General features: G+C 58.2%; 19 protein-coding genes. 8 read left to right on the top strand and 11 right to left on the bottom strand.

Annotated elements, in window-relative coordinates; all coding sequences use genetic code 11:
• Positions 1-29: 29 nt before the first annotated feature.
• From MFF34_RS12495 to MFF34_RS12455, 9 genes are all read right to left on the bottom strand, one after another.
• Positions 30-1,514: an aldehyde dehydrogenase family protein gene (locus tag MFF34_RS12495; RefSeq protein WP_238214238.1), complete on the bottom strand. Its 1,485-nt coding sequence runs from the start codon at positions 1,512-1,514 to the stop codon at positions 30-32.
• 27 nt (positions 1,515-1,541) lie between these two features.
• Positions 1,542-2,429: an NAD(P)-dependent oxidoreductase gene (locus tag MFF34_RS12490; protein ID WP_238214236.1), complete on the bottom strand. Its 888-nt coding sequence runs from the start codon at positions 2,427-2,429 to the stop codon at positions 1,542-1,544.
• An 885-nt stretch (positions 2,430-3,314) separates the two neighbouring features.
• Positions 3,315-4,598: an OprD family porin gene (locus MFF34_RS12485; protein WP_238214234.1), complete on the bottom strand. Its 1,284-nt coding sequence runs from the start codon at positions 4,596-4,598 to the stop codon at positions 3,315-3,317.
• A 38-nt stretch (positions 4,599-4,636) separates the two neighbouring features.
• Positions 4,637-5,953 (bottom strand): MFS transporter, encoded by a 1,317-nt coding sequence (locus tag MFF34_RS12480; RefSeq protein ID WP_238214231.1) that lies wholly within the window; start codon positions 5,951-5,953, stop codon positions 4,637-4,639.
• Positions 5,954-6,020: 67 nt separating this feature from the next.
• Positions 6,021-6,545, bottom strand: coding sequence for a gamma carbonic anhydrase family protein (locus MFF34_RS12475; RefSeq protein ID WP_238214229.1), 525 nt, complete (start codon positions 6,543-6,545; stop codon positions 6,021-6,023).
• Positions 6,546-7,748, bottom strand: coding sequence for a CaiB/BaiF CoA-transferase family protein (locus tag MFF34_RS12470; protein WP_033694013.1), 1,203 nt, complete (start codon positions 7,746-7,748; stop codon positions 6,546-6,548). It lies immediately after the preceding gene.
• Entirely contained in the window at positions 7,748-8,668 is a 921-nt protein-coding gene (locus tag MFF34_RS12465) for a hydroxymethylglutaryl-CoA lyase (RefSeq protein WP_027593265.1), read from the bottom strand. Before MFF34_RS12465 ends, MFF34_RS12470 begins: the two co-directional genes overlap by 1 nt.
• 98 nt (positions 8,669-8,766) lie before the next feature.
• Positions 8,767-9,678 (bottom strand): LysR family transcriptional regulator, encoded by a 912-nt coding sequence (locus tag MFF34_RS12460; RefSeq protein ID WP_085272853.1) that lies wholly within the window; start codon positions 9,676-9,678, stop codon positions 8,767-8,769.
• A gap of 164 nt (positions 9,679-9,842) precedes the next feature.
• Positions 9,843-10,733: a LysR substrate-binding domain-containing protein gene (locus tag MFF34_RS12455; RefSeq protein WP_238214227.1), complete on the bottom strand. Its 891-nt coding sequence runs from the start codon at positions 10,731-10,733 to the stop codon at positions 9,843-9,845.
• Between the two features lie 150 nt (positions 10,734-10,883).
• Between MFF34_RS12455 and MFF34_RS12450 the strand changes: the two genes are divergently transcribed.
• From MFF34_RS12450 to MFF34_RS28280, 8 genes are all read left to right on the top strand, one after another.
• Positions 10,884-11,741 (top strand): transketolase, encoded by an 858-nt coding sequence (locus MFF34_RS12450; protein WP_374707393.1) that lies wholly within the window; start codon positions 10,884-10,886, stop codon positions 11,739-11,741.
• Complete coding sequence (locus MFF34_RS12445; RefSeq protein WP_027593269.1) at positions 11,738-12,739, top strand: transketolase family protein; 1,002 nt, start codon at positions 11,738-11,740, stop codon at positions 12,737-12,739. Before MFF34_RS12450 ends, MFF34_RS12445 begins: the two co-directional genes overlap by 4 nt.
• Before the next feature lie 128 nt (positions 12,740-12,867).
• Positions 12,868-14,169 carry an MFS transporter gene (locus MFF34_RS12440; protein ID WP_027593270.1) on the top strand — a complete coding sequence of 434 codons (1,302 nt, stop codon included), beginning with the start codon at positions 12,868-12,870 and terminating at the stop codon, positions 14,167-14,169.
• 31 nt (positions 14,170-14,200) lie between these two features.
• On the top strand, positions 14,201-14,599 hold the full coding sequence (locus MFF34_RS12435; RefSeq protein ID WP_238214225.1) for a glucose dehydrogenase: 399 nt from the start codon (positions 14,201-14,203) through the stop codon (positions 14,597-14,599).
• A gap of 11 nt (positions 14,600-14,610) precedes the next feature.
• Positions 14,611-16,641, top strand: coding sequence for a pyrroloquinoline quinone-dependent dehydrogenase (locus MFF34_RS12430; protein ID WP_238214223.1), 2,031 nt, complete (start codon positions 14,611-14,613; stop codon positions 16,639-16,641).
• A 59-nt stretch (positions 16,642-16,700) separates the two neighbouring features.
• Positions 16,701-17,453: an SDR family NAD(P)-dependent oxidoreductase gene (locus tag MFF34_RS12425; protein WP_099454167.1), complete on the top strand. Its 753-nt coding sequence runs from the start codon at positions 16,701-16,703 to the stop codon at positions 17,451-17,453.
• Positions 17,454-17,491: 38 nt separating this feature from the next.
• Positions 17,492-18,127, top strand: coding sequence for a glutaredoxin 2 (grxB, locus tag MFF34_RS12420; protein WP_238214221.1), 636 nt, complete (start codon positions 17,492-17,494; stop codon positions 18,125-18,127).
• An 11-nt stretch (positions 18,128-18,138) separates the two neighbouring features.
• On the top strand, positions 18,139-18,558 hold the full coding sequence (locus MFF34_RS28280; RefSeq protein ID WP_374707392.1) for a winged helix-turn-helix domain-containing protein: 420 nt from the start codon (positions 18,139-18,141) through the stop codon (positions 18,556-18,558).
• Between the two features lie 112 nt (positions 18,559-18,670).
• Here MFF34_RS28280 and MFF34_RS12415 read toward each other — a convergent pair whose 3' ends face one another.
• Both MFF34_RS12415 and MFF34_RS12410 read right to left on the bottom strand, forming a co-directional pair.
• Positions 18,671-19,672: an NADP-dependent oxidoreductase gene (locus MFF34_RS12415; RefSeq protein WP_238214219.1), complete on the bottom strand. Its 1,002-nt coding sequence runs from the start codon at positions 19,670-19,672 to the stop codon at positions 18,671-18,673.
• 52 nt (positions 19,673-19,724) lie between these two features.
• Positions 19,725-20,468 carry an SDR family NAD(P)-dependent oxidoreductase gene (locus MFF34_RS12410; RefSeq protein WP_238214211.1) on the bottom strand — a complete coding sequence of 248 codons (744 nt, stop codon included), beginning with the start codon at positions 20,466-20,468 and terminating at the stop codon, positions 19,725-19,727.
• Positions 20,469-20,493 lie beyond the last annotated feature (25 nt).

Here is a 20,493-nt window from a genome sequence, read left to right as displayed (position 1 = left end):
AGCCACCGGCTTATATTTATAAGTATGGGTTAGACGTTGATCGTTACGCTTTTACGCGACGTGTAGCTTTCGAGCGCGCTTTCGATGGAGTATTCGGCACCGATGCCGCTGCGCTTGGCTCCACCGTAAGACATACCTGGGATCTGGCCGCCTGCACGGTTAACCTGCAACCAGCCGGCGTCGATTTGCTCGGTCACACGCAGTGCCGTAGTCAGGTCATTGGTGAACACGTAGGCAGCAAGACCGTAAACGGTATCGTTTGCCCACTGGATAACCTCTTCTTCCTTTTCCCAAGGCAGAGCCACCAGGACTGGCCCGAAGACCTCTTCTTTGCAAACGCGCCAAGAATTATCCACGCCGGTCACAATTACCGGCTCTGGATAGAAACCTTTGGCGGTTTCCGGCGAAGCTGGAACCGAGCCGGTCAGAATCTCGGCGCCCGACTCGATCGCTTCCTTGATGAAGTTTCGGACTTCGGTGTAGCGCTCAATGTTGATGATTGCGCCGATGTCGGTGTTCTCATCCAAAGCGTCGCCGATACGCAACTCGCGCACCTTGCCGACTACACGCGTCATTACCTCATCCCATACGCTCTTGTGAACGTACAAACGGGAACCAGCGGTGCAAGACTGGCCCTGACGTGCGAAACGCATGGCGGCAATGATGCCGTTGACGGTGGCATCAATGTGTTCAGGGGTAGCAGCATCTGGGAAGACGATGCATGGGCTCTTACCGCCCAGCTCCAGAGTGGCGCGACCGATGCGATCCGCTACTGCGTGAGCGATCAGCTTGCCGACTTCAAGCGAGCCAGTGAACGACACCTTCGCGACGTCTTCGTTGGTCGAAAGCGGGGCGCCCGCCTCGATACCCGAACCGGTCACGATGTTGAAAACACCAGCCGGGAAGATATCAGCGGCCAGTTCAGCGATCTTCAGCACGGCCAGCGGGGCATCTTCAGCAGGCTTTAGAATCAGGGTGTTACCGGTACCCAGGGCCATGCCAATCTTTACAGCAGCTAGAACCAGCGGGGAGTTCCATGGAATGATTGCGCCCACAACCCCCAGAGGTTCGCGTGTGGTGTAGCTGAACAGACCTGGGCCCAGCGGCAGGGTTTCACCTTTCTGCTCGGCAATGGTACCGCCGTAGTAACGCAGGACTTCGGCAGCGCTCTGGGTTTCAGGACGGCTTTGAGTACGCAGAGCGTTACCAGTCTCTGCAGCCAGTACGCGTGCAATCTCTTCCTGGTGAGCAGTGATACGGTTGCCCAGCTCGATCAGCATCGCACCACGAGAACGGGCCGCAAGACGGCGCCAGGATGGGAAAGCGGCTTTGGCAGCGGCGACTGCGCTGTCGACGTCATTTTTGTCGCTTGCACCGATGGTGGCCAGCGGCGAGCGGAAACAAGGGTTTTCTACCACCATCGTTTTGCCGTTGGCAGGCGTGCGCCATTCGCCGTTTACGAACAGGCCTGTGATGCCGGCGTCTGGAAGTACAACAGAGCTATTTGTAGACATGGTCATGGTTCCTTAAATGGCGAAGGATCAGTTGCCCGACAGGCTCAAGCGCACACCGAGCAGTTTTTCGTACAGCTCGTTTACGCTCGTTGAATCCTTGCCGCCTAAGCCATTCAACCGTGCGGCGTTGTAGGTCTGCAGAACCAGTTGACCCAGAGGCATGGAGTAGTTGCTGAACTCCTGCAAGCACAGGGAGATGTCCTTGTGCATCAGATCGATCGCGAAGTTGGCTGGACGCTCTTCGGTGAACAGGGTCTTTGGCAGGTAATCCAGCATCTTGCTGCCGGCCAGACCAGCAGCAAACACATCACAGAGAACCTGGAGATTTGCACCGGCCTTGACGCTGACAGACAGGACTTCACCCAGAGCAACGGTGTTGATCGCGGTCAGCAGGTTGTGGCTCAGTTTGGTTAGCTGACCTGCACCGACAGGGCCGCAATGAACGATGCGCGAAGCGAGGATTTCGAGTTCCGGACGGGCGTCAGCGATAACACTTTCATCACCACCGATCATCAGAACGAGGTTGCCCGAAGCCGCGCCTGCTACACCGCCGCTGACTGGGGAGTCTATGAACTTGACGTCTTTAGAGGAGCACTTAGCTGCGATGGCTTTGGTAGTAGCTGGGTCGACAGTGCTGAAATCGACGATGATTGCGCCAGGCCTAGCGGACTTCAGAACACCGCTTTCACCACTTACTGCATCCACAAGAGTTTTCGGGCTCGGGAGGCTGAGCAGGATGCGCTCTGCGGACTCGGCTGCGGCTTGTGGGCTCGAAGCTGCAATTGCACCTTTCGCAACCAGCTCGTTGACAGCGGTATTGTTGGGGTCAAAGACAGACACCTGATGGCCAGCTTCGATCAGTCTGGCAGCCATGCGAGAACCCATGCGGCCAACACCAATAAATCCAATTTTCATTTCAGACCTCTACCTTACCGTTAATTGTTCTACCAAGCGCCGCTCGGCTTTTCGGCTGGTCATCGCTTGATTCGCTCAAGCGGCGCCTAGGAGTGGGCCTAATATAGGAAGGGCTGAAAGGAAAATAAAAGTTGTATATTTTGACGCTATAGGAAATTTTATCTTTCCAATGAGCATGACTCATATGAGCAAAAGTAAGCCCCATGAGAGCTCACGCTAAGGACTTTTAAGAAGAAAAAGTAATAAACCGAGATGGATAGTGCCGGCTCCTTTAGCGGCTATTGCGCTTGGCCATAGCCTTCCTACGGATTGAATTTTGCGCAGCTCAAAAATCACAGTTGCTCGAGGTAGCGAATCGATGGGGCCATTCCCTCCGTCATTTCGCCGCAAAAAAGCCGCCAATTTGTCAAAAACTATGCGCCCCAAACAAGGCATGACTAAATCCAAATTTCGCACCAGATCAGACTGAGACGGGATGACAAGGCTTATCCGAGTAGGAATACCAGAACAGCTGCAAGCTACTCAACAAAGGCGTTGATGTCGCGAGGAATACCGAAAACAAGAAAGGAATTGAGAGCAGAACGGCAGTCATGGGCGAGCCATTCGTCGAGAGGGCCATGGCCAAGGCCACACCGTTCACAGCACCTCTCCAGGTGTTCATCAATGAGCACGCCTGCCCTACCTACTGTTCACCGCGTCGAGCACACCCATCAACTTCTCGCTCGCCACGGTCTGAGTAGCGACAGATAGGTCTCCTGTGATCGTCGGCGGGTCGAATTCAAGTATCAGAACTTCCGCCTTACTGTAGCGAAAGCCCTTTCTCCACGCCCTCCTGCGCTGCCTTTGTCAGCAAACGTGTGTCGTCCGAGGGATACGGCAATGTCATCAGAACTCGATCACATAGCCAAGGATCAACCGATTCTCGTCTGCTGCATCGGCAAAATTAGAGCGCATGCTTGCATTGCGCCAACGTAGAGATAAGTTTTTCAAGAATCCTGACTGCACCACGTAAGTGATGTCTGTGGTGCGCTCCCATTCCTCGCCCTCCCCCCCGCGCGCCTTGAGCGCCCTGCCCTTTGCCGTGGCAATGCGCTGCGGATCAACCTGGTCACCCTTTACGTATCGCACGTTAAAGGTAAGGCCCGGAATGCCCAAGGCAGCAAAGTTGTAGTCATAGCGCAACATCCAGGCGCGCTCTTTGGCCAGGGCGAAGGTGCTGACCTGTTGTTCGCTGAACAGGTAGGTATCGGTGCCGCCCACATAGGCGTAAGCGGTATCGCCGCTGACTTTCTGATAGCCGCCGCTGAAGGTATGGCCGAACAGGTTGTAGCCGAAGTTGGTGCTCAGGGTGCGGCTGTCCACCTCCCCTAGCAACGCCCTACCCTGATCCTGGGCGTTGAACCAGCGCCACTCAGTGAATACCTCACCTGGCCCCGCAGCGACGCGATACTTGAAACTAGCAAAATCACGGCGGAACAGGTCTTCGAGGTCGCTGGTGTGCAGGCTCACAGTGAGGTTCTTCAGCGGCTGGTAATCCGCCCCGGCGTAATACAAACGGTCACTGCTCACCGTCGCTGGGTAGGCGCCCTGTTGCGCCATTGCCGTCAGGTCTTCGAAATCGGTGGAGTCGCGCAGCTTGGTCGCATTCACCTGCAGCACGGTGAAGGTGAAATCGTCCAGATCCTTGCTGACCAATTGCACCCCGTTAAACCACTGCGGGAATAGGCGACTGTAGTTCGCTGCTAGCAGCGGCAGTTGCGGGCTTAGCCCACCGACCAGCAGTTCAGTTTGCGACAGCTTCGCCTTGAACGTGGCAATTGCCTTCCCGTAGTCGTCCGCTGCACGCTTGTCGCTGCCACGCGGCAAGAGGCCGGTGCCGCTGCGGTCGGGCGAAGAGTCTAGCTTGATGCCCAACATACCGGCTGCATCCAGGCCAAAGCCGACAACGCCATCGGAATAACCGGACTGCCACTTGAGCATGAAGCCCTGGGCCCACTCGGCGCGTCGCGACTGGCTGGCGGTATCACCATGGAAATCGCGGTCGAAGTAGAGGTTGCGCAGCTCCAGGCTGCCCTTGCCGTCGTCGGCAAAGCCTGCCTGGGCCGCCTGGCACGCGCAGCCAAGCGCCGCGAGCATCAGCGATGCCCGCCGGGAGGAGGATACATTCATGGTTACGCCTTGTTGTTCTTGTTGGAAAGCGCTGTTGTTCAAGCCTTGGGATTTCTGACGCAGCGCATCACCACCAGGCAAGCGATCAGGATCAGCGGTGCAATCGACAGCATGCCCATGTAGTTACTGCCGGTAAGGTCATTGATTTTACCAACCATCACCGGCGCGACGATGCCGCTCAGTTGGCCGACCGAGTTGATCGCCGCAGTGCCCGTGGCGATGGCCAGCCCTGAGAAAGTCGATTGGGGAATTGTCCAGAAGATCGGGATGGCGATGAATGTGCCTGCGGTGGCCAGCACCAGCGCAGCCATCATGGCCACCGACGAGTCGGAGTACAGGCAAGCCAACAGATAACCGCAAGCGGCCGCCAGAAGGCAGTACACCAAGTAGCGCTTGCGCTCACCCGTGCGGTCGGATCGGCGGGTCAGCCACACCATGCCAATGCAGGCCACTGCATACGGCAATGCCGACAGCACGCCGACCCACAGCATGTCCTGCACGCCGGAAGACTTGATCAGGTGTGGCATCCAGAAGTTCAGGCCGTAGGAAGCAGTTTTCACCACGTAGTAAATGAACGCCATGATCGCCACTTCACGGGTCAGCAGCACCTGCCAGATCGACCCCAGCATTGGTTTCTGCACGCGCCTGTCCTGAGCCAAGTTCTCCGTCAGCAGGTCCTTCTCCTGGCGGCTAAGCCATCTGGCCGACTCGATGTCGCGGTCAAGCTTCCTTAGCACCAGCAGCCCCAGAAACACGCATGGCAAACCCGACATCAGAAACAGCCAGTGCCAGCCCGCCAGGCCCAATACGCCATCCATGGTTCCCAGCAGGAAGCCCGCAGCCGGCCCGCCCACCGCTCCGGCCAAGGGCACGGCAAGGAACCACAGGCCGTTCATTTTTGCCAAGTGTTTCTTAGGGAACCAGCAGGCCAAGTAGAACAGGATCGCCGGACCGAAACCCGCTTCCATTACCCCGATCAGAAAGCGCAGGAAATACAGCGTGTAATGGGTGTAGGCGAATACCAGGGCCGCCGTGGCCAGGCCCCACGACACCATGATCCGGCAGATCCAGGCCGGCGCCCCGTAGCGCTTGAGGCCCAAACTGCTCGGCACTTCGAACAGCACGTAGCCGATGAAAAACATGCTCGCGGCCAGTCCGTAGGCGGCGTCGCTCAGGCCCAGCTCAGCCTGCATCTGAGTCTTGGCGAAACTGATGTTGATGCGGTCGAAGTAGGAAAAAAGGAAACAGATGATGGCCAGCGGCATGATGCGCCAAGCCACGCGGCGGTAAAGCAGCAGTTCGTCGATGTGGCTGTCGGCGCGCTCGCGCGCCACTTCGCCAGTCAAGGCAACCATGGTGAATCTCCATTTTTGTAATTATTGGAGAGCGACGGCGCCCGTTGAGGGCGCCGCGTACAACGTGTCAGCCAATGCGCACGAGCTTTTCCTTGAAGGCCTGGCCCTTGCGCACGTACTCGGCGGCATTGGCGTGCATGCCGGCGACGGCTTCGGGGCTCAGCTCACGCACCACCTTGGCCGGCGCGCCGAGAATCAGGGAGTTGTCGGGGAACACCTTGCCTTCGGTGACGATGGCGCCGGCTCCGACCAGGCAGTTGCGGCCGATCACCGCGCCATTGAGCACCACCGCCTGGATCCCGACCAGCGCGCCATCGCCGATGCTGCAGCCGTGCAGCATGGCCTGATGGCCGATGGTGACGTTGCGACCCACGGTCAGGGCAAACCCTGGGTCGGCATGCAGCACCGCCCCTTCCTGAACATTGCTGTGCTGGCCGATGCGGATCGGCTCGTTGTCACCGCGCAACACTGCCTGCGGCCACACGCTCACGCCCTGCTCCAGGGTGACATCGCCGATTACCGTGGCGTCCTCGGCGATGAAGGTTTCCGGGTGAAGGGTCGGGGTCAGTTTGTCGTATCGATAGATGGCCATTCAGTGCACTCCCTGGGCCGGGTCGTCGGTTTTCAGCACCCCCGCCGCACACAGCTCGGCGATGCGTTCATCGCTATAGCCCAGCTCGCGCATGACCTTGTGCGTGTGTTCGCCAATCCGCGGGATCGGCCGGCGCGGCTGCAGGCGCTGGCCATCCAGCGACAGCGGCAGCAAGGGCATCGGCGTGCTGCTGCCATCTTCCAGCAGCAGGTTCGCCATGCCACCGCTCTGGATCAGGTGCGGGTCGTCGAACAGTTCTTCTGGGCGGCGGATCGGCGCGAACGGAATACTGTTCGCCTCCAGTTCCGTAGCCAATTGCTGGGCATCGAGATTGGCGAACACCTCGGCCAGATGCGCCAGCAGCCGCGGCCGCTGCAATACCCGGTCATTGTTGGTCGCCAAGGTCGGGTCGTCGAGCAAGGCGGTCTGGCCCAACAACTGGCACAGGGCCTGCCACTGGCCTTCACCCGTGGCAGCGACGAACATCTGCTCGCCGCCCGCGAAGGTGAACACGTCGTAGACCGCCCAGGCACTGATGCGGTTGGGCATCGGCGCCGCTGCCTGGCCGGTCACCACGTACTGCTGCATGTGCTGGGCCGCGAGCAACACGCAGTTTTCGTATAGTGCACTCTGCACTTCGCGGCCGACACCCGTGGTGTTGCGCTCGTTGAGCGCGGCCAGTACACCAATGGCGCCGAACATGCCGCCCATGATGTCGTTTACCGAACTGCCGGCGCGCAAGGGGCGGCCCACCGGCCCGGTCATGTAGGCCAGGCCGGCCATCATCTGCACCACTTCGTCCAAGGCTAGGCGGTTGTCGTACGGGCCACTGAGGAAGCCCTTGTGCGAGGCATAGATCAACCGTGGATTACGCTGGCGCAGCGTGGCGTAGTCGAAGCCCAGTGTGTGCATGCGCCCGGGTTTGAAGTTCTCGATGAATACGTCGGCGCTGTCGATCAGCGTCAGCACCGCCTCACGGCCCTGGAGGGTGTCGAGGTCGACGGCGATGCACTGCTTGTTGCGGTTGAAGGTGCGGAAGAACCCCGCCCCCGCCCCGAGCAAGCGGCGAGTGCCGTCCCCGCGGGTGGGTTCGATCTTGATCACTTCGGCACCCAGGTCACCCAAGATCATGCCGCAGGTGGGGCCCATGACCATGTGCGAAATCTCGACGACACGAATGCCGTCCAAGGGGAGTCTGGACATTACGCGTTCCTTCGGTAGTTGAGCGGCAGGCCGGCGCGGGCAATAGCGCCGTAAAGCGGTTCATCCGGCAGCACCTCGCGCAGCAGCTGGCGGGAAGCGATCAGCGCTGGCAGGTCGATACCCGTGTCAAAACCCATGCTCTGCAGCATGAACACAAGGTCTTCGGTCACCGTATTGCCCGACGCACCTGGTGCGAACGGGCAACCGCCAAGGCCGGCAAGCGATGCATCCAGCTCGCGAATACCCTGCTGCACCGCCACCAGGCTGTTGGCCAGGGCCAGGCCACGGGTGTCGTGGAAGTGCGCGGCACGCAGTCGCTCGCCGGCAATGGAGCGAACGGCCTGGATCACAGTAGCCACCTGGCCGGGGTTGGCGTAGCCGGTGGTGTCGCCCAGCGAGACCAGGTCGCAGCCCGCCTCGATCACCTGGCGGGTCAGCTCGCACAGGTCGGCCAATGGCACATCGCCCTGGCGGGTGCAGCCAAAGGCCACCGACATGCCGGCGATCATCTGCACATCGTGACGCCCCAGCTCGTTGCGCAGTTGGCACATGCGCCCCAGTTCCTCGACCATTTCCTGCGGCGTACGGCGCACGTTGGCCAGGCTGTGGGCGGTGCTGACGGATACCGGCGCGACGATACGCTGGGCGCCTGACTCCAGCGCATCCTGCGCACCACGCAGGTTGGGTGCTAGCACCGTTACCAGCAGATCGGGGTACGTCAGGGCATGGCCCACCACCTGTCTGGCATCGGCCATCTGCGGCAGCAGCCGGGCCGGCACGAACGAGGCAACTTCCATATGGCGCACGCCAGCGGCATAGGCGCGATCGATCCAGCGCAGCTTGGCGGCAGTCGGCATTACCGTGTGCAGGCTTTGCAGGCCATCGCGCATGCCGACTTCGTTGATTGTTATTGTTGTCATCGCGGTCTCTCTGTCTGAAGCGTGGGGCCAGACTAAGAGCAGGACGACAGGCAGAAAAGACGTGTTTCACGGGTTGATCCATCGTCAGCCGCGATGGATCAGCTCCGTGTTTGCCAAGCCGGCGCACGCAGCAGCAAATGGTCGAGCAAGCGACGCGCAGACAGGCTCAAGGCATGGCGGTCGCGCATGCAAATGACGAACTCGCCAAGCGCCCAGTCATCGGTCAGCGGGATCACTCTCAGGTCGAACAGCTGCGCATAGCGCGCCACCGCCTCCTGCGGGAACACTGCGAGGCCCAGGCCGAACTGCACCAGACGATAGGCCGCGTCAAAGGACGACACGTACGAGCGAAAACGCAATTCCTTGCCCGCCGCCTCAGCGCTGTTGCGCATGAAGGTATTGAGCGTGGCGAATGCAGACAAACCCAGATGCTCGTAATCCAGCGTCTCTTCGAACGCGATACTGCCCCGCCCGGCCAGCGGGTGATCGGCGCCAACTACCACGGCCAGATGATCCTGCCGGTACGGCACGAACTCCAGGTCGCCAACGGCCATCGACTTGCGGCAGATGCCCAGGTCTGCATTGCCCTCCGCTACCCCGCGCACCACATCCGGACTGAAGCGTTCTTCGATATCCGCCTGAATCAACGGATTGTCGAGCATGAAGTCCGACAATTCCTCGGGAAGGAACTCCATGATCGACGAGACATTGGCTAGCACACGCACATGCCCGCGTGCGCCGTCCGCGTATTCACTCAGTTCGCTTTGCAGAGATTCGATGGCGCGGGTCAGTCCTCGTGCATGGCGCAAAAGTGCGACACCCGCCGGGGTAGGTTCGACGCCACGCTTACTGCGTTTGAGCAAAGTAATACCAAAGCGCGCCTCAATGTCCGAGATTCTCTTGCTGACAGCGGAGGGCGCCATGTATGCACGCTCGCTGGCTCGGGCGATAGTGCCTTCTTCGCAAATGATTACGAACAGGTGCAACGATAAGTGATCGAGGTGCTGCATCACATTTCCCACTACTAGAGACGACGAGCATAGCTGCCGCAGCAGCTGAGCCAGGGTGCTTGCATTTCCTTCATCGCCTTAGCTTGACTCCGCCGGCGGGGATTTCCAAGAAGCCAGTGCACACCGTCTGATTCTCCAGCGTCAACGCCTTGGGCTTCGGCAGCTCAAATTGCTTGAGCCGATAGTGCTTTGAACATCCACTGCTTAAACTGAGAAACTGCATGGGGCTGCCTAGGTCGGCGTGGATGCACTAGGTAGTGACCAACGTACCGAACGCTATTGCTGACATGGCGAAGCGGACTGACCAAGCGACCGCTCACCAATTCCTGCTCGGCTAACAAATCAGATTCAAGTACTACGCCCAGACCTCCTGCAGCAGCAGCTATGCCCATAGAGCTCCGGTCAAACGCCAAGCCGTAGTTACTCGGTGGCTGCATTCCATTCGCTGCAAACCAGCCTCTCCACTGGACGGACTGACCGTCGCTTTGGATTAGGAACTGAGAATATAAATCCTGAGGGGTGCGCAGATGCTTGGCTACCTCCGGGCTGCACAGCGGTGTTAACTCCTCGATGCGCAGCGGCGTCTTCTCATGAGGCGACGGTCTGGGCTCACCGTAGACGATGTCCAGGTCGAAATCATCGTTATCGAACAGCGCATAGTCTGTGCTCGCTGAAATACGCAGATCAATTCCTGGGTGGTCTTCTAGGAAACTCGCTAACCGCGGCACCAACCACTGGCTGGCGAAGGTGGGCGCCGTGTGCAGACGTAGAGGTACCGCAGGCTCGTTGGTCGCGATCGCAAGGCCTCGACTCATTTCTTCAAACCCGCGCTGAACGTGATCCAGCAGCATGGCGCCTTCTAGCGTCAGGGATGTGTGGCGCGTGTTCCGCGTGAAGAGGGTAAGTCCTGCGGCCGCTTCCAGTTTGCGAATCGCATGGCTGACCGCGCTCGGGGAAAGATCGAGCTCCTTTGCTGCCTCGACAAAAGAGCAGGTACGACCCGCTGCTTCAAAAACTCTGAGGGCAGGGAGAGGCACCCGTTTCAAAAGCTTCATTGATGAATCCAGTTCATTAGTTGGCGAATTTAAACCTTTTGTCGAGCCACTATTTTTACACGAATATCAGGGCATTACCCAATACGGTTGCTGACTGATGAATAGGTTGCGTCAGTAAACCCGGATCGCTGGTCACCAATGGAGAACAATATGACCGAGATTCACCACCCGCTTTTGGCCAGGATGTCGGAACACGCGTGGCGCATTCGGCGTTTTGCCTTGCGCATGGGAGAGGTTCAAGGCCAGGGCTATGTGGGCCAGGCGCTGGGCTGGGCCGACGTGCTTGCTGTCGCCTACTGCCACGCCATGAATATTCGTGCTGATGACCCGGAATGGGAAGGTCGTGACCGCTTCCTACTGTCACACGGGCATTACGCCATTGCTCTATACGCCGCCCTCTTGGAAGCAGGGGTTCTTCCAGAAGAAGAGCTAGAAACCTACGGCTCCGACGACAGCCGACTGCCGATGTCCGGGATGGCGACCTATACGCCCGGCATGGAGATCTCGGGTGGTTCACTCGGTCAAGGCTTGGCGATCGCGGTAGGCCAAGCTCTTGCTCTGCGCATGAAGGGCAACGATGCCTTCGTCTACAACTCGATGTCCGACGGAGAACTGGATGAGGGGGCGGTGTGGGAAGCAGCTATGTCGGCATCGCATCATCAGTTGGGCAACCTGATCAACTTGGTAGACATCAACCGCCAGCAGGCTGATGGCCCCTCCCATGACATCCTCCAGTTCGAACCCCTGGCCGATAAATGGGCAGCGTTTGGCTGGCATGTACAGCGTGTAGACGGCAACGACCTGCAAACCGTGATCGAGGCGTTCGACATTGCTCGCGGTTTTACGGGGGACAAACCTCGCGTGATCCTGTTCGACACGCTAATGGGTAAGGGTGTGCCTTTCCTGGAGCAGCGGGACAAGAACCACTTCATCAGGGTCGAGCCCGAGGAGTGGCAGCAAGCACTTACAGACCTCGACGAGATCTATGCGACCCGGAGCCCACAATGAACGCCGCCTCCTCTACAAAGCCGAAACTCACCACTTCGTCCATGATCGCCTCTATCGCAAGCGAGGGTCAGCGCACCACGTCAGCACCGTTCGGCCACGCCTTGATAAAGGCAGGCCAAAAGAACCCACGCATTGTCGGCATGACTGCAGATTTGGCCAAGTACACTGACTTGCACATTTTCGCCCAGCGCTATCCAGAGCGTTTCCTGCAGATGGGCATGGCTGAGCAGTTGCTCATGGCTGCTGCCGGCGGCATGGCCAAGGAAGGCTTCGTGCCTTTCGCCACCACCTACGCGGTATTCGCCACCCGACGCGCTTATGACTTCATTCATCAAGTGATCGCTGAGGAAAACCTGAACGTCAAAATCTGCGCAGCGCTGCCGGGCTTGACGACTGGGTACGGCCCGAGCCATCAGGCTACAGAAGATCTGGCGATGATGCGCGCGATTCCGCAGATGATGGTTATCGATCCTTGCGATGCATTGGAAACCGAGCAGTGCGTGGCCGCGATCGCCGAGCACGACGGCCCTGTCTATATGCGCCTGCCTCGTGGGCGGGTACCGCTGATTCTCGACGAGTACGATTACCGATTCGAACTCGGTAAAGCCCAGCTCCTACGAGATGGCAACGATGTGCTGGTCATTTCCTCCGGCCTTATGACGATGCGTGCTCTGGAAGTCGCAGACGAACTGGCCAAGCACAAAGTGGACACCGCCGTTTTGCACGTTCCGACAATTAAGCCGCTCGATGTCCAGACCATCCTGGAGCAATGCCGGCGCGAAGGCCGTCTGGTGGTCATTGCGGAAAACCACACTCAAATCGGCGGCCTGGGTGAGGCCATCGCCATGGCGTTGTTGCAGGCCCGCGTACAGCCTGAAGTACGTCACGTTGCGCTGCCCGATCAGTTCCTGGATGCAGGCGCACTGCCGACATTGCACGACCGCTACGGCATCTCCAAAGACGTCATGGTCGCCAACATTCAGCGCTGGCTAGGCTGACCATTCTCTGACCATACGGTGGTACCCGCTCACGTTGAACGCCCTTCTGCCTGGGCTCGTTGAGCGGGCTCGTGCCGTACAGCCCGATACTCCTCTGGATCGTCCCAATAAGTACAAAGGTGATGGCGATGCAAAAAGGCACCAGTCTCCTGAAGAAAAAACGTGTATGGATCTATGCGTTTCTCTTCACCCTGACCTTGATCAACTACGTCGACCGGGTCTCGCTCTCAGTCGCATCCAAAGTCCTCAAGGAAGAATTCGATATCTCGCCAGTTGCGATGGGATACCTCTTCTCATCGTTCGTGTGGCTCTATTTCCTCGCTCTCATCCCCATGGGCTATCTGGTGGGCCGCTTCGGCCCCAAGAAGGTTAATGGTTATGGGATCGGTGTTTGGTCGGTTGCAACGGCCTGCACTGCATTGTCGACTGGTTTCATCTCTTTGCTCAGTTGCAGGCTGATCATGGGCATGGGAGAAGCTACCACCTACCCCGCCGGTGCCCGGGTCATTCGCGAATGGATGCCGCTTAAAGAGCGCGGTATGGCCACTGCGGTCTTCCACAGCGGCAGCCTGGTTGGGCCGGCCATTGGTGCCATTGGTTTCGGCTGGCTGATCAGTACATTCGGCTGGCGCATCGCATTTGTCGTGGCCGGTGCATTGGGCTTCGTCTGGCTGGCTGCCTGGTTGAAGTGGTACAGCCATCCCGCTAAAGCGCCGTGGCTGGGGGATGCCGAACGCGCAGAAATTGCCGCTGGCAGCGTCTCTTCCAGTGCAGACCCTGCCCGGACTGTTTCCCTTGGTCTGAAAGGCCTCGCTCGCTCTAGCAGCATGTGGGCCATCGCCTTGTCCCATGGATGTGCGGTCTATGCCACCTACTTCTTCCTGACCTGGTTGCCAAGCTATCTGCAAGCCGAGAAAGGTCTGACGGTGATGTCGAGCGGTATCTACACCGCGATTCCGTATCTGGGCGCTGCAATTCTTGCCATCGTCATTGGTCGCTGGAGTGACAAAGTGATGCGCCCAGGGGCCGCAGAATCGGGACAGAGGCGCATGGTCGTTGCCAGCGTCTTGCTGGCGTCTTCGGTCATCTTCCTGGTTCCTGCAATCGACAATACCTGGGCAATTCTTTTCGTAATCACGCTTTCGCTAGCCACTTGTGCCTCAGCGATTTCCCTGAACCTCTCGCTGGTCAACGATCTGGTGCGCTCGGAAGACGATGTCGGCACTGCAGCTGGCTTTATCACTGCAGTCGGCAATCTGTTCGGTCTCCTCGCTCCGATCGTGACTGGCTACGTGGTGGCCGGCTCTGGCAGCTTCGCCTTGGCCTTCGTCGTCGTCGGCGCATTACTTGTGATCGGCTCAGTCCTCTCGATGTTCTGCACACGTCGGCCCATCGGCTTTACAGCCTCCGGCAAACAGGCCGTGGCCTGAATCAATAGCAAATGAAGGAAGTAGTGGCGTCATGAATCAACGTAGTAGTGAATCCCGCAGCAACGGCCGGGCCTCGGCTGGTCACAGCGGGAAATGGCGGCTGGCGACCGTCGTGTTAGCCCTGGCGCTGGGGGCATTTGGCATGGCCCTTTTTGGCGGAGGCGTATGGCTGATGGCTTTGGGCGGTAGCTGGTATTACGCCCTCACCGGGGCGGGATGCGTAGTAACCGCTGTTCTGCTGTGCAGGCAACGATTAGCAGCTGTGTACCTGTTCGCCGTGATCTGGGGCCTGACACTGGTCTGGGCTTTATGGGAAGTCGGACTCAACTGGTGGGGGCTTGTACCACGTCTCGTGGCAATCACCGTCATCCTGTTGTTGATCCTTACCGTGTCGCCGTCATTGCGTCGCGCCCCCCGCTCTGCTGCGTAAAGAGGTTTGTAATGTTCCTAACAGTCAAATGCAGAAGCGCGCTGGCGCTCGCCATTTCTTGCGTGCTTCAGATGCAGTTCGCTCAAGCTCAGCAGATGCCTCAGGTAGGCAGCGATTGGCCATTCTATGGCGGCGATCACAACGCTCAGCGCTTCAGCCCACTCAAGCAGATTACCCCGGAAAACGTCGGGCGCCTGGAGCGCGCATTTGTGTATCACACACGGGACTTGCCGAATCCTGGCAGTCGGTACTCGCCTGAAACAACCCCGGTCAAGGTCGGCAACGACCTGCTGATGTGCTCTGCTAAAAACATCCTTATTTCGATCAATGCTGCAACCGGCAAGGAAAACTGGCGTCACGACCCTGGAGTTCCTGATCAGGCCATTCCTCACGCAGCAGCATGCCGCGGCGTAGCGGTGTATACCGCGCCAGAGATCCCTGAGTCCGCACAATGCCGCAGCCGTGTGGTAGAAGCGACACTGGATGCGAGGCTGGTAGCTGTAGATCTGCGCACGGGCGAGCCTTGCAAGGACTTCGGGCAAAACGGCACCGTAGATCTTTGGGAAGGTCTGGGCAAAAAAGTCCCCGGCTGGTATGCGGTTACAGCGCCACCTACCATCGTCAATGGCGTGGTGGTCACGGGAGCACAAATCCGCGACGGTCAGGACGAGGATGCACCTTCTGGGGTGATTCGCGGCTACGACGCGATCACCGGGAAAATGGCCTGGGCTTGGGATCTGGGTAACCCTGAAAACGTTCATGGCCCAGCCGAAGGCAGCACCTACACCCGTGGCACCCCGAATATGTGGACGGCTGCAGTGGGCGATGAGCAGCTTGGCTACGTCTACCTGCCGATCAGCAACTCTTCAATTGATTACTTCGGCTCCAACCGTAGCGAGGAAGAAAACAAGTATTCGACCTCACTGGTGGCCGTCGACGTGAAGACGGGCAAGGACGTATGGCACTTCCAGACCATCCGCCATGATGTGTGGGATTATGATCTGGGCAGTCAGCCAACCCTTCTTGATTTCCCTGATAAGGACGGAAAACCAGTGGCTGCAGTGCTGCTGCCGACGAAGCAGGGTGACATCTACATCCTGGATCGCGCAACTGGCGAGCCTCTGGTTCCGATTGGTGAAGTCAAGGCACCAAAAGGCGGCTCCGTTGAACCCCAATTCCTGGCTAATACTCAACCTACCTCCGAGTGGCACACTCTACGCAAGGCGCCGAAAACCGAAGCGGACATGTGGGGCTTCTCACCACTCGATCAGTTGATGTGCCGCATCCAGTTCCGCCAGGCCAACTACGAAGGCTACCTGACGCCGCCATCGGTGGATCGTCCCTGGATTCAATACCCAGGCTACAACGGTGGCTCCGATTGGGGTTCGGTCGCGATCGACCCAGTTCGACGACTGCTAATCGCCAATTACAACGACATTCCTAACCTCAACCAGCTCATACCGCGTGAACAGGCAGACAAGATGGGGCTCAAACCTATCTATGCGCCAAAGGTTGATGAGACCTCGCTGAACAAGGCTGGCAGCAAATCGGGCAAGGGCGAAGGTGGAGCATCGACCTATCCGCAGGTCAACGCGCCTTACGCGATCAGTGTGAATGCGGGATGGCGTAACTGGGGCACCGGCGTACCGTGCTCGGCACCACCGTATGGCGGAATTCGTGCAATCAGCCTGGATACCGGCAAGACCGTGTGGGACGAGCCGCTGGGTACCGCGCGTCGCAACGGGCCTTTCGGCATCCCATCGCATCTGCCACTGAATATCGGCTTGCCGAACAATGGCGGAACGGTGGTCACCGCAGGTGGACTCACCTTCGTCGGCGCGGCGACTGACAACTTGTTCCGAGCCATCGACACGGCTACCGGTGAGGTGCTGTGGGAAGACGCATTGACGGCGGGCGCCCAAGCCAACCCGATCTCGTACGAGGTTGATGGCGAGCAGTATGTGCTCGTCTCAGCGTCTGGCCACGCCTTCATGGAAACCGGCACCAGCGACGAAATCATCGCATACAAGCTGCGTAAGTAATGCCTTGACGGGGCCCACTTGGGCCCCGTCTTGACACTGATTCACAGAGGAGTTTGATCATGGATTTGGGCTTGCAAGGTAAACGCGTACTGGTTAGCGGAGCTTCCAGGGGTATCGGGCGGGCAATTGCCAAGTTGTTTCTCGATGAGGGCGCCAAGGTGGCATTCTGTGCTCGGGGTACCGCAGGCGTCCAAACGACGCAACAAGCACTCGGTCATGACGCCATCGGTACCGCCGTTGATGTCACCCAGCCCGACCAGGTGCAGGCGTGGGTCACGGATGCAGCGCAGCGTCTTGGAGGAATCGATATCGTCGTGCCGAACGTGAGCGCTCTGGCTGGCGGAGATGACTTGCAGACATGGCGGCGAGCCTTCGACACCGATTTACTGGGAAGTGCGACGATGGTCAAAGCCGCCTTGCCCGCCCTGCGTGAATCGCAAGCCGCATCGGTTGTCCTAATTTCCAGCGTATCGGGCCGCGAAGTCGATATGTTCGCCGAGCCATACGGCGTATTGAAAGCAGCCTTGCTGCACTACGGTAAAACGCTTTCTGCACGCCATGCGCGCGAAGGTATTCGGGTGAACTCTGTCTCCCCAGGAAACGTATATTTTCCTGAGGGAGTATGGGGTGACATAGAGCGCGACCAGCCCGAGACCTTCGCGAAATGCCTAGCTGAAAACCCGTTGGGCCGCATGGCTACACCCGATGAAGTAGCCAAAGCAGTCGTATTCCTGGCCAGCCCTGCTGCAAGCTTTACCACCGGCACAAACTTGCTCGTGGATGGCGGACTGACACGCTCAGTACAGTTCTGAGCATCCAGGCCCAACGGTAGTAATCCGGATAAATTTGAATGATGAAACTCTATTTTTACGAACATTGCCCGTTCTGCACACGTGCTCGGATGATCGTTGGACTCAAGAGTCTCCCGGTGATGCTTCAGGTCATCATGGAGAGCGATGTCGAAACGCCCCTGCGCCTGATTGGAAAAAAGGCTGTGCCGATCCTGCAGAAGGAAGACGGCAGCCATATTGGGGAAAGCCTAGATATCGTGCGATATCTCGATGGCATCGGCCCGACAGTACTGGTGGCGCCGCAAGACCCAACCTTGGACGCTTGGATCAAAGAAGCCTGGCCCACGGCACTCAAGCTATTCATACCACGCTTCGTCCAGGCAGACTTCGCAGAAATCAACACGCCAATGGCAAGAGAGGCGTACCGGCTGCGGGAGGAACAAGCCTTCGGGGATCTGGAGGCTTTGCGTGGAGCCACATCCAAGCTGGTGGCGGAACTGCAACCTCTGATCAACGACCTTGTTCCGCTGGTAAAGGACAGAACAACAATCGGCATCAACGATGTGACGCTTTGGCCCGTATTGCGATCGCTCTCCATCGTTCGAACCGTTGAATTCCCAGATCAAGTGCGCGATTACATGCATCGATTGAGTGAGGCATGTGGCGTTCCCCTGCTCTTCAACCAAGCTGCTTGACCAACAGATAGATGGCTATTTTAGAACCCAGCGTAAGCTCCCAGAAAGGCGTGGGAGGCAATTCTTACCTAGGACATCTTGAAGATCAGCAAGCTTTCACGACGCCCGTACGTGAGCTCATCGTGGATGCAAGCACGCGGACTGTCAGATTCGAAGATCTTCACTTTCCGCTCAAGGCCACGTCTTGCCGCCTTTTGACATTGCTTCTTCGCCATCAAGGAAACGTCGTGAGCCGAACGACGATCTATGAGGAAATTTGGGGATACCAGTTCAATCCCGGTACCAAGATCATAGAAGTACAAATTTGTTATCTGAGAAAAGTGCTTAAGGCCCTACAAGCGCCGTTCGAAATCAGGACACTACGCGGTAGAGGGTTAACCATTCGGGGGGTTGAGTCATCTTCGTCACTACGGACTGAGAGGGGCTTCTGAGCCAATCTACTGGGTACGTGAATCTCTGAAGAATGAGATGCCGAGCCTCGGATGACGAGACTAGCGACTAGCCGACAAAGGGGAGCTTTCGCTCCCCTTTGCGCCCAGGTGATCACCTCACCTTCACCACTACCTTACCTTTGGCTCTGCCTTCCGCGACGTATGCCAGAGCATCACGCGTCGAATCCAATGGGAAGGTGCGATCCACTACAGGCTTGATAACCCCAGCCTCAACCAGCTTGGCCAGATCAGCCAGTTGCGCACCACTCTCCCTCATGAACAGAAACTTGTAGCTGACGCCCTTCTGCTCAGATTTTTTCCTGATCCCACGGCTGATCAAACGCACGACCTGCTTGAACAACCAGGAAAGGCGAAGCTGCTCAGCAAACTCAGGGGTAGGTGGGCCAGAGATGGAAATCAACTGACCACCTGGCTTCAGTACCTGGAGGGATTTTTCGAGAACATCACCGCCCAGCCCACTGAGCACGACATCGTAATCACTCAACTGCGATTCGAAATGCTGGGTCTTGTAATCGATCACCACATCGGCACCCAGCGCCTTAACCCACGGCACATTGACGGTACTCGTGGTTGTTGCGACGAATGCACCCAGGTGCTTGGCGACTTGGATGGCGATGCTACCGACGCCACCGGAACCGGCATGAATCAGAACCCTTTGCCCTGGTTGAACCTTGGCCATTTCCGCCAAAGCCTGCCAGGCTGTGAGGCCCACCAATGGCAGCGAAGCCGCCTCCTCCATGGTCAGATTGGTAGGCTTGGGCGAGACTGCCGCTTCGTTGACGGCCACGAATTCCGCAAAGCCGCCCATACGCGCCTGGCCGACACGTGCGTACACCTCGTCGCCCACCTGGAAGCGGCTGACTTTCCCACCGATCCGTTTCACGATGCCAGCGACATCGTTACCCAAGATCAGGGGCATCTGGAAAGGCAGCATCAACTTGAACTCGCCCTTGCGGATTTTGATATCAAGAACGTTCACGCTTGCAGCGTGAGTCTCAACCAGAACATCGAAATCACCCACCTTTGGCTCTGGCACTTCAGTGATATCACCAACGACGTCTTTGCCGTAGCGATCAATCAGAAACGCTTTCATATCTTCAAAATTCCAAAACGTAGATGTGCCGGAAGTGCAGGTGATCAGGCGATCACCAACTTTCTTTGAACGGCCTAAGGTCGAGTTCTTGAGTCCAGGCGGATCGTGGCTGGCGATGCAACGTCCAGTAGTTCTCAGCAATCGCCTCGTATCCCAACAGCCCTTCTGCCCCGATGCTCTCCACCCTGGCCGGGGCGGCATTTCGCAGTCGGTCACCCAGGATCCCGCCATCGATCACGACGTGAGCAACATGAATGCCCTTAGGCCCATACTCGCGTGCCATGCTCTGGGAGATCATTCGCAATCCCGCCTTGGCGGCGGCAAAGTGGGCAAAGCCAGGCTTGCCCCTCAAGCTTCCTGAAGCACCGGTAAAAATCACGGTGCCACGACCCAAAGGAACCAGCCGCCTGGCTGCTTCTCTGCCAACGAGGAAGCCCGAGTAGCAGCCTACTCGCCAAAAGTCCTCGAACTGGCTGGCCGTGAGCTGAGTGAAATCGATCAGGGCGTTATTGCCCGCGTTGAACACCACGACGTCGGCAGGGGCTCGGCCCGCGCCTGGATACATCGCAAGATCAAACGCTGCGATGACTTGTTCTTCGACGGTGACATCAGTCTGCAACGCTTCGGCGCTCCCTATGCCGGAACTCCGAATGTCTGCAACGACTTCCTCGATCTTTTCCAAAGTTCGGCCTGTGACAATGACGTGATACCCCTCTTGGGCAAAACGCTTACAGACCGCTCCACCGACACCTCGGGTAGTGCCAACACCGAACACGATTGCAGTAGGCTGACTCATTTGTCCGACTCCTGGCTGCGGTTGT

Source organism: Pseudomonas sp. PAGU 2196, from assembly GCF_022179005.1.
In the GTDB taxonomy this organism is placed as follows: domain Bacteria; phylum Pseudomonadota; class Gammaproteobacteria; order Pseudomonadales; family Pseudomonadaceae; genus Aquipseudomonas; species Aquipseudomonas kermanshahensis.
The sequence above is the reverse complement of the archived record's forward strand: the minus strand, read 5'-3'. Positions and strand labels throughout refer to the sequence as shown.

Bases quoted from the DNA above. Each gene is read 5' to 3' on its own strand.
- MFF34_RS12495 (WP_238214238.1), bottom strand. From the start codon at position 1,514: ATGTCTACAAATAGCTCTGTTGTACTTCCAGACGCCGGCATCACAGGC.
- MFF34_RS12490 (WP_238214236.1), bottom strand. From the start codon at position 2,429: ATGAAAATTGGATTTATTGGTGTTGGCCGCATGGGTTCTCGCATGGCT.
- MFF34_RS12485 (WP_238214234.1), bottom strand. From the start codon at position 4,598: ATGAATGTATCCTCCTCCCGGCGGGCATCGCTGATGCTCGCGGCGCTT.
- MFF34_RS12480 (WP_238214231.1), bottom strand. From the start codon at position 5,953: ATGGTTGCCTTGACTGGCGAAGTGGCGCGCGAGCGCGCCGACAGCCAC.
- MFF34_RS12475 (WP_238214229.1), bottom strand. From the start codon at position 6,545: ATGGCCATCTATCGATACGACAAACTGACCCCGACCCTTCACCCGGAA.
- MFF34_RS12470 (WP_033694013.1), bottom strand. From the start codon at position 7,748: ATGTCCAGACTCCCCTTGGACGGCATTCGTGTCGTCGAGATTTCGCAC.
- MFF34_RS12465 (WP_027593265.1), bottom strand. From the start codon at position 8,668: ATGACAACAATAACAATCAACGAAGTCGGCATGCGCGATGGCCTGCAA.
- MFF34_RS12460 (WP_085272853.1), bottom strand. From the start codon at position 9,678: ATGCAGCACCTCGATCACTTATCGTTGCACCTGTTCGTAATCATTTGC.
- MFF34_RS12455 (WP_238214227.1), bottom strand. From the start codon at position 10,733: ATGAAGCTTTTGAAACGGGTGCCTCTCCCTGCCCTCAGAGTTTTTGAA.
- MFF34_RS12450 (WP_374707393.1), top strand. From the start codon at position 10,884: ATGACCGAGATTCACCACCCGCTTTTGGCCAGGATGTCGGAACACGCG.
- MFF34_RS12445 (WP_027593269.1), top strand. From the start codon at position 11,738: ATGAACGCCGCCTCCTCTACAAAGCCGAAACTCACCACTTCGTCCATG.
- MFF34_RS12440 (WP_027593270.1), top strand. From the start codon at position 12,868: ATGCAAAAAGGCACCAGTCTCCTGAAGAAAAAACGTGTATGGATCTAT.
- MFF34_RS12435 (WP_238214225.1), top strand. From the start codon at position 14,201: ATGAATCAACGTAGTAGTGAATCCCGCAGCAACGGCCGGGCCTCGGCT.
- MFF34_RS12430 (WP_238214223.1), top strand. From the start codon at position 14,611: ATGTTCCTAACAGTCAAATGCAGAAGCGCGCTGGCGCTCGCCATTTCT.
- MFF34_RS12425 (WP_099454167.1), top strand. From the start codon at position 16,701: ATGGATTTGGGCTTGCAAGGTAAACGCGTACTGGTTAGCGGAGCTTCC.
- grxB (WP_238214221.1), top strand. From the start codon at position 17,492: ATGATGAAACTCTATTTTTACGAACATTGCCCGTTCTGCACACGTGCT.
- MFF34_RS28280 (WP_374707392.1), top strand. From the start codon at position 18,139: ATGGCTATTTTAGAACCCAGCGTAAGCTCCCAGAAAGGCGTGGGAGGC.
- MFF34_RS12415 (WP_238214219.1), bottom strand. From the start codon at position 19,672: ATGAAAGCGTTTCTGATTGATCGCTACGGCAAAGACGTCGTTGGTGAT.
- MFF34_RS12410 (WP_238214211.1), bottom strand. From the start codon at position 20,468: ATGAGTCAGCCTACTGCAATCGTGTTCGGTGTTGGCACTACCCGAGGT.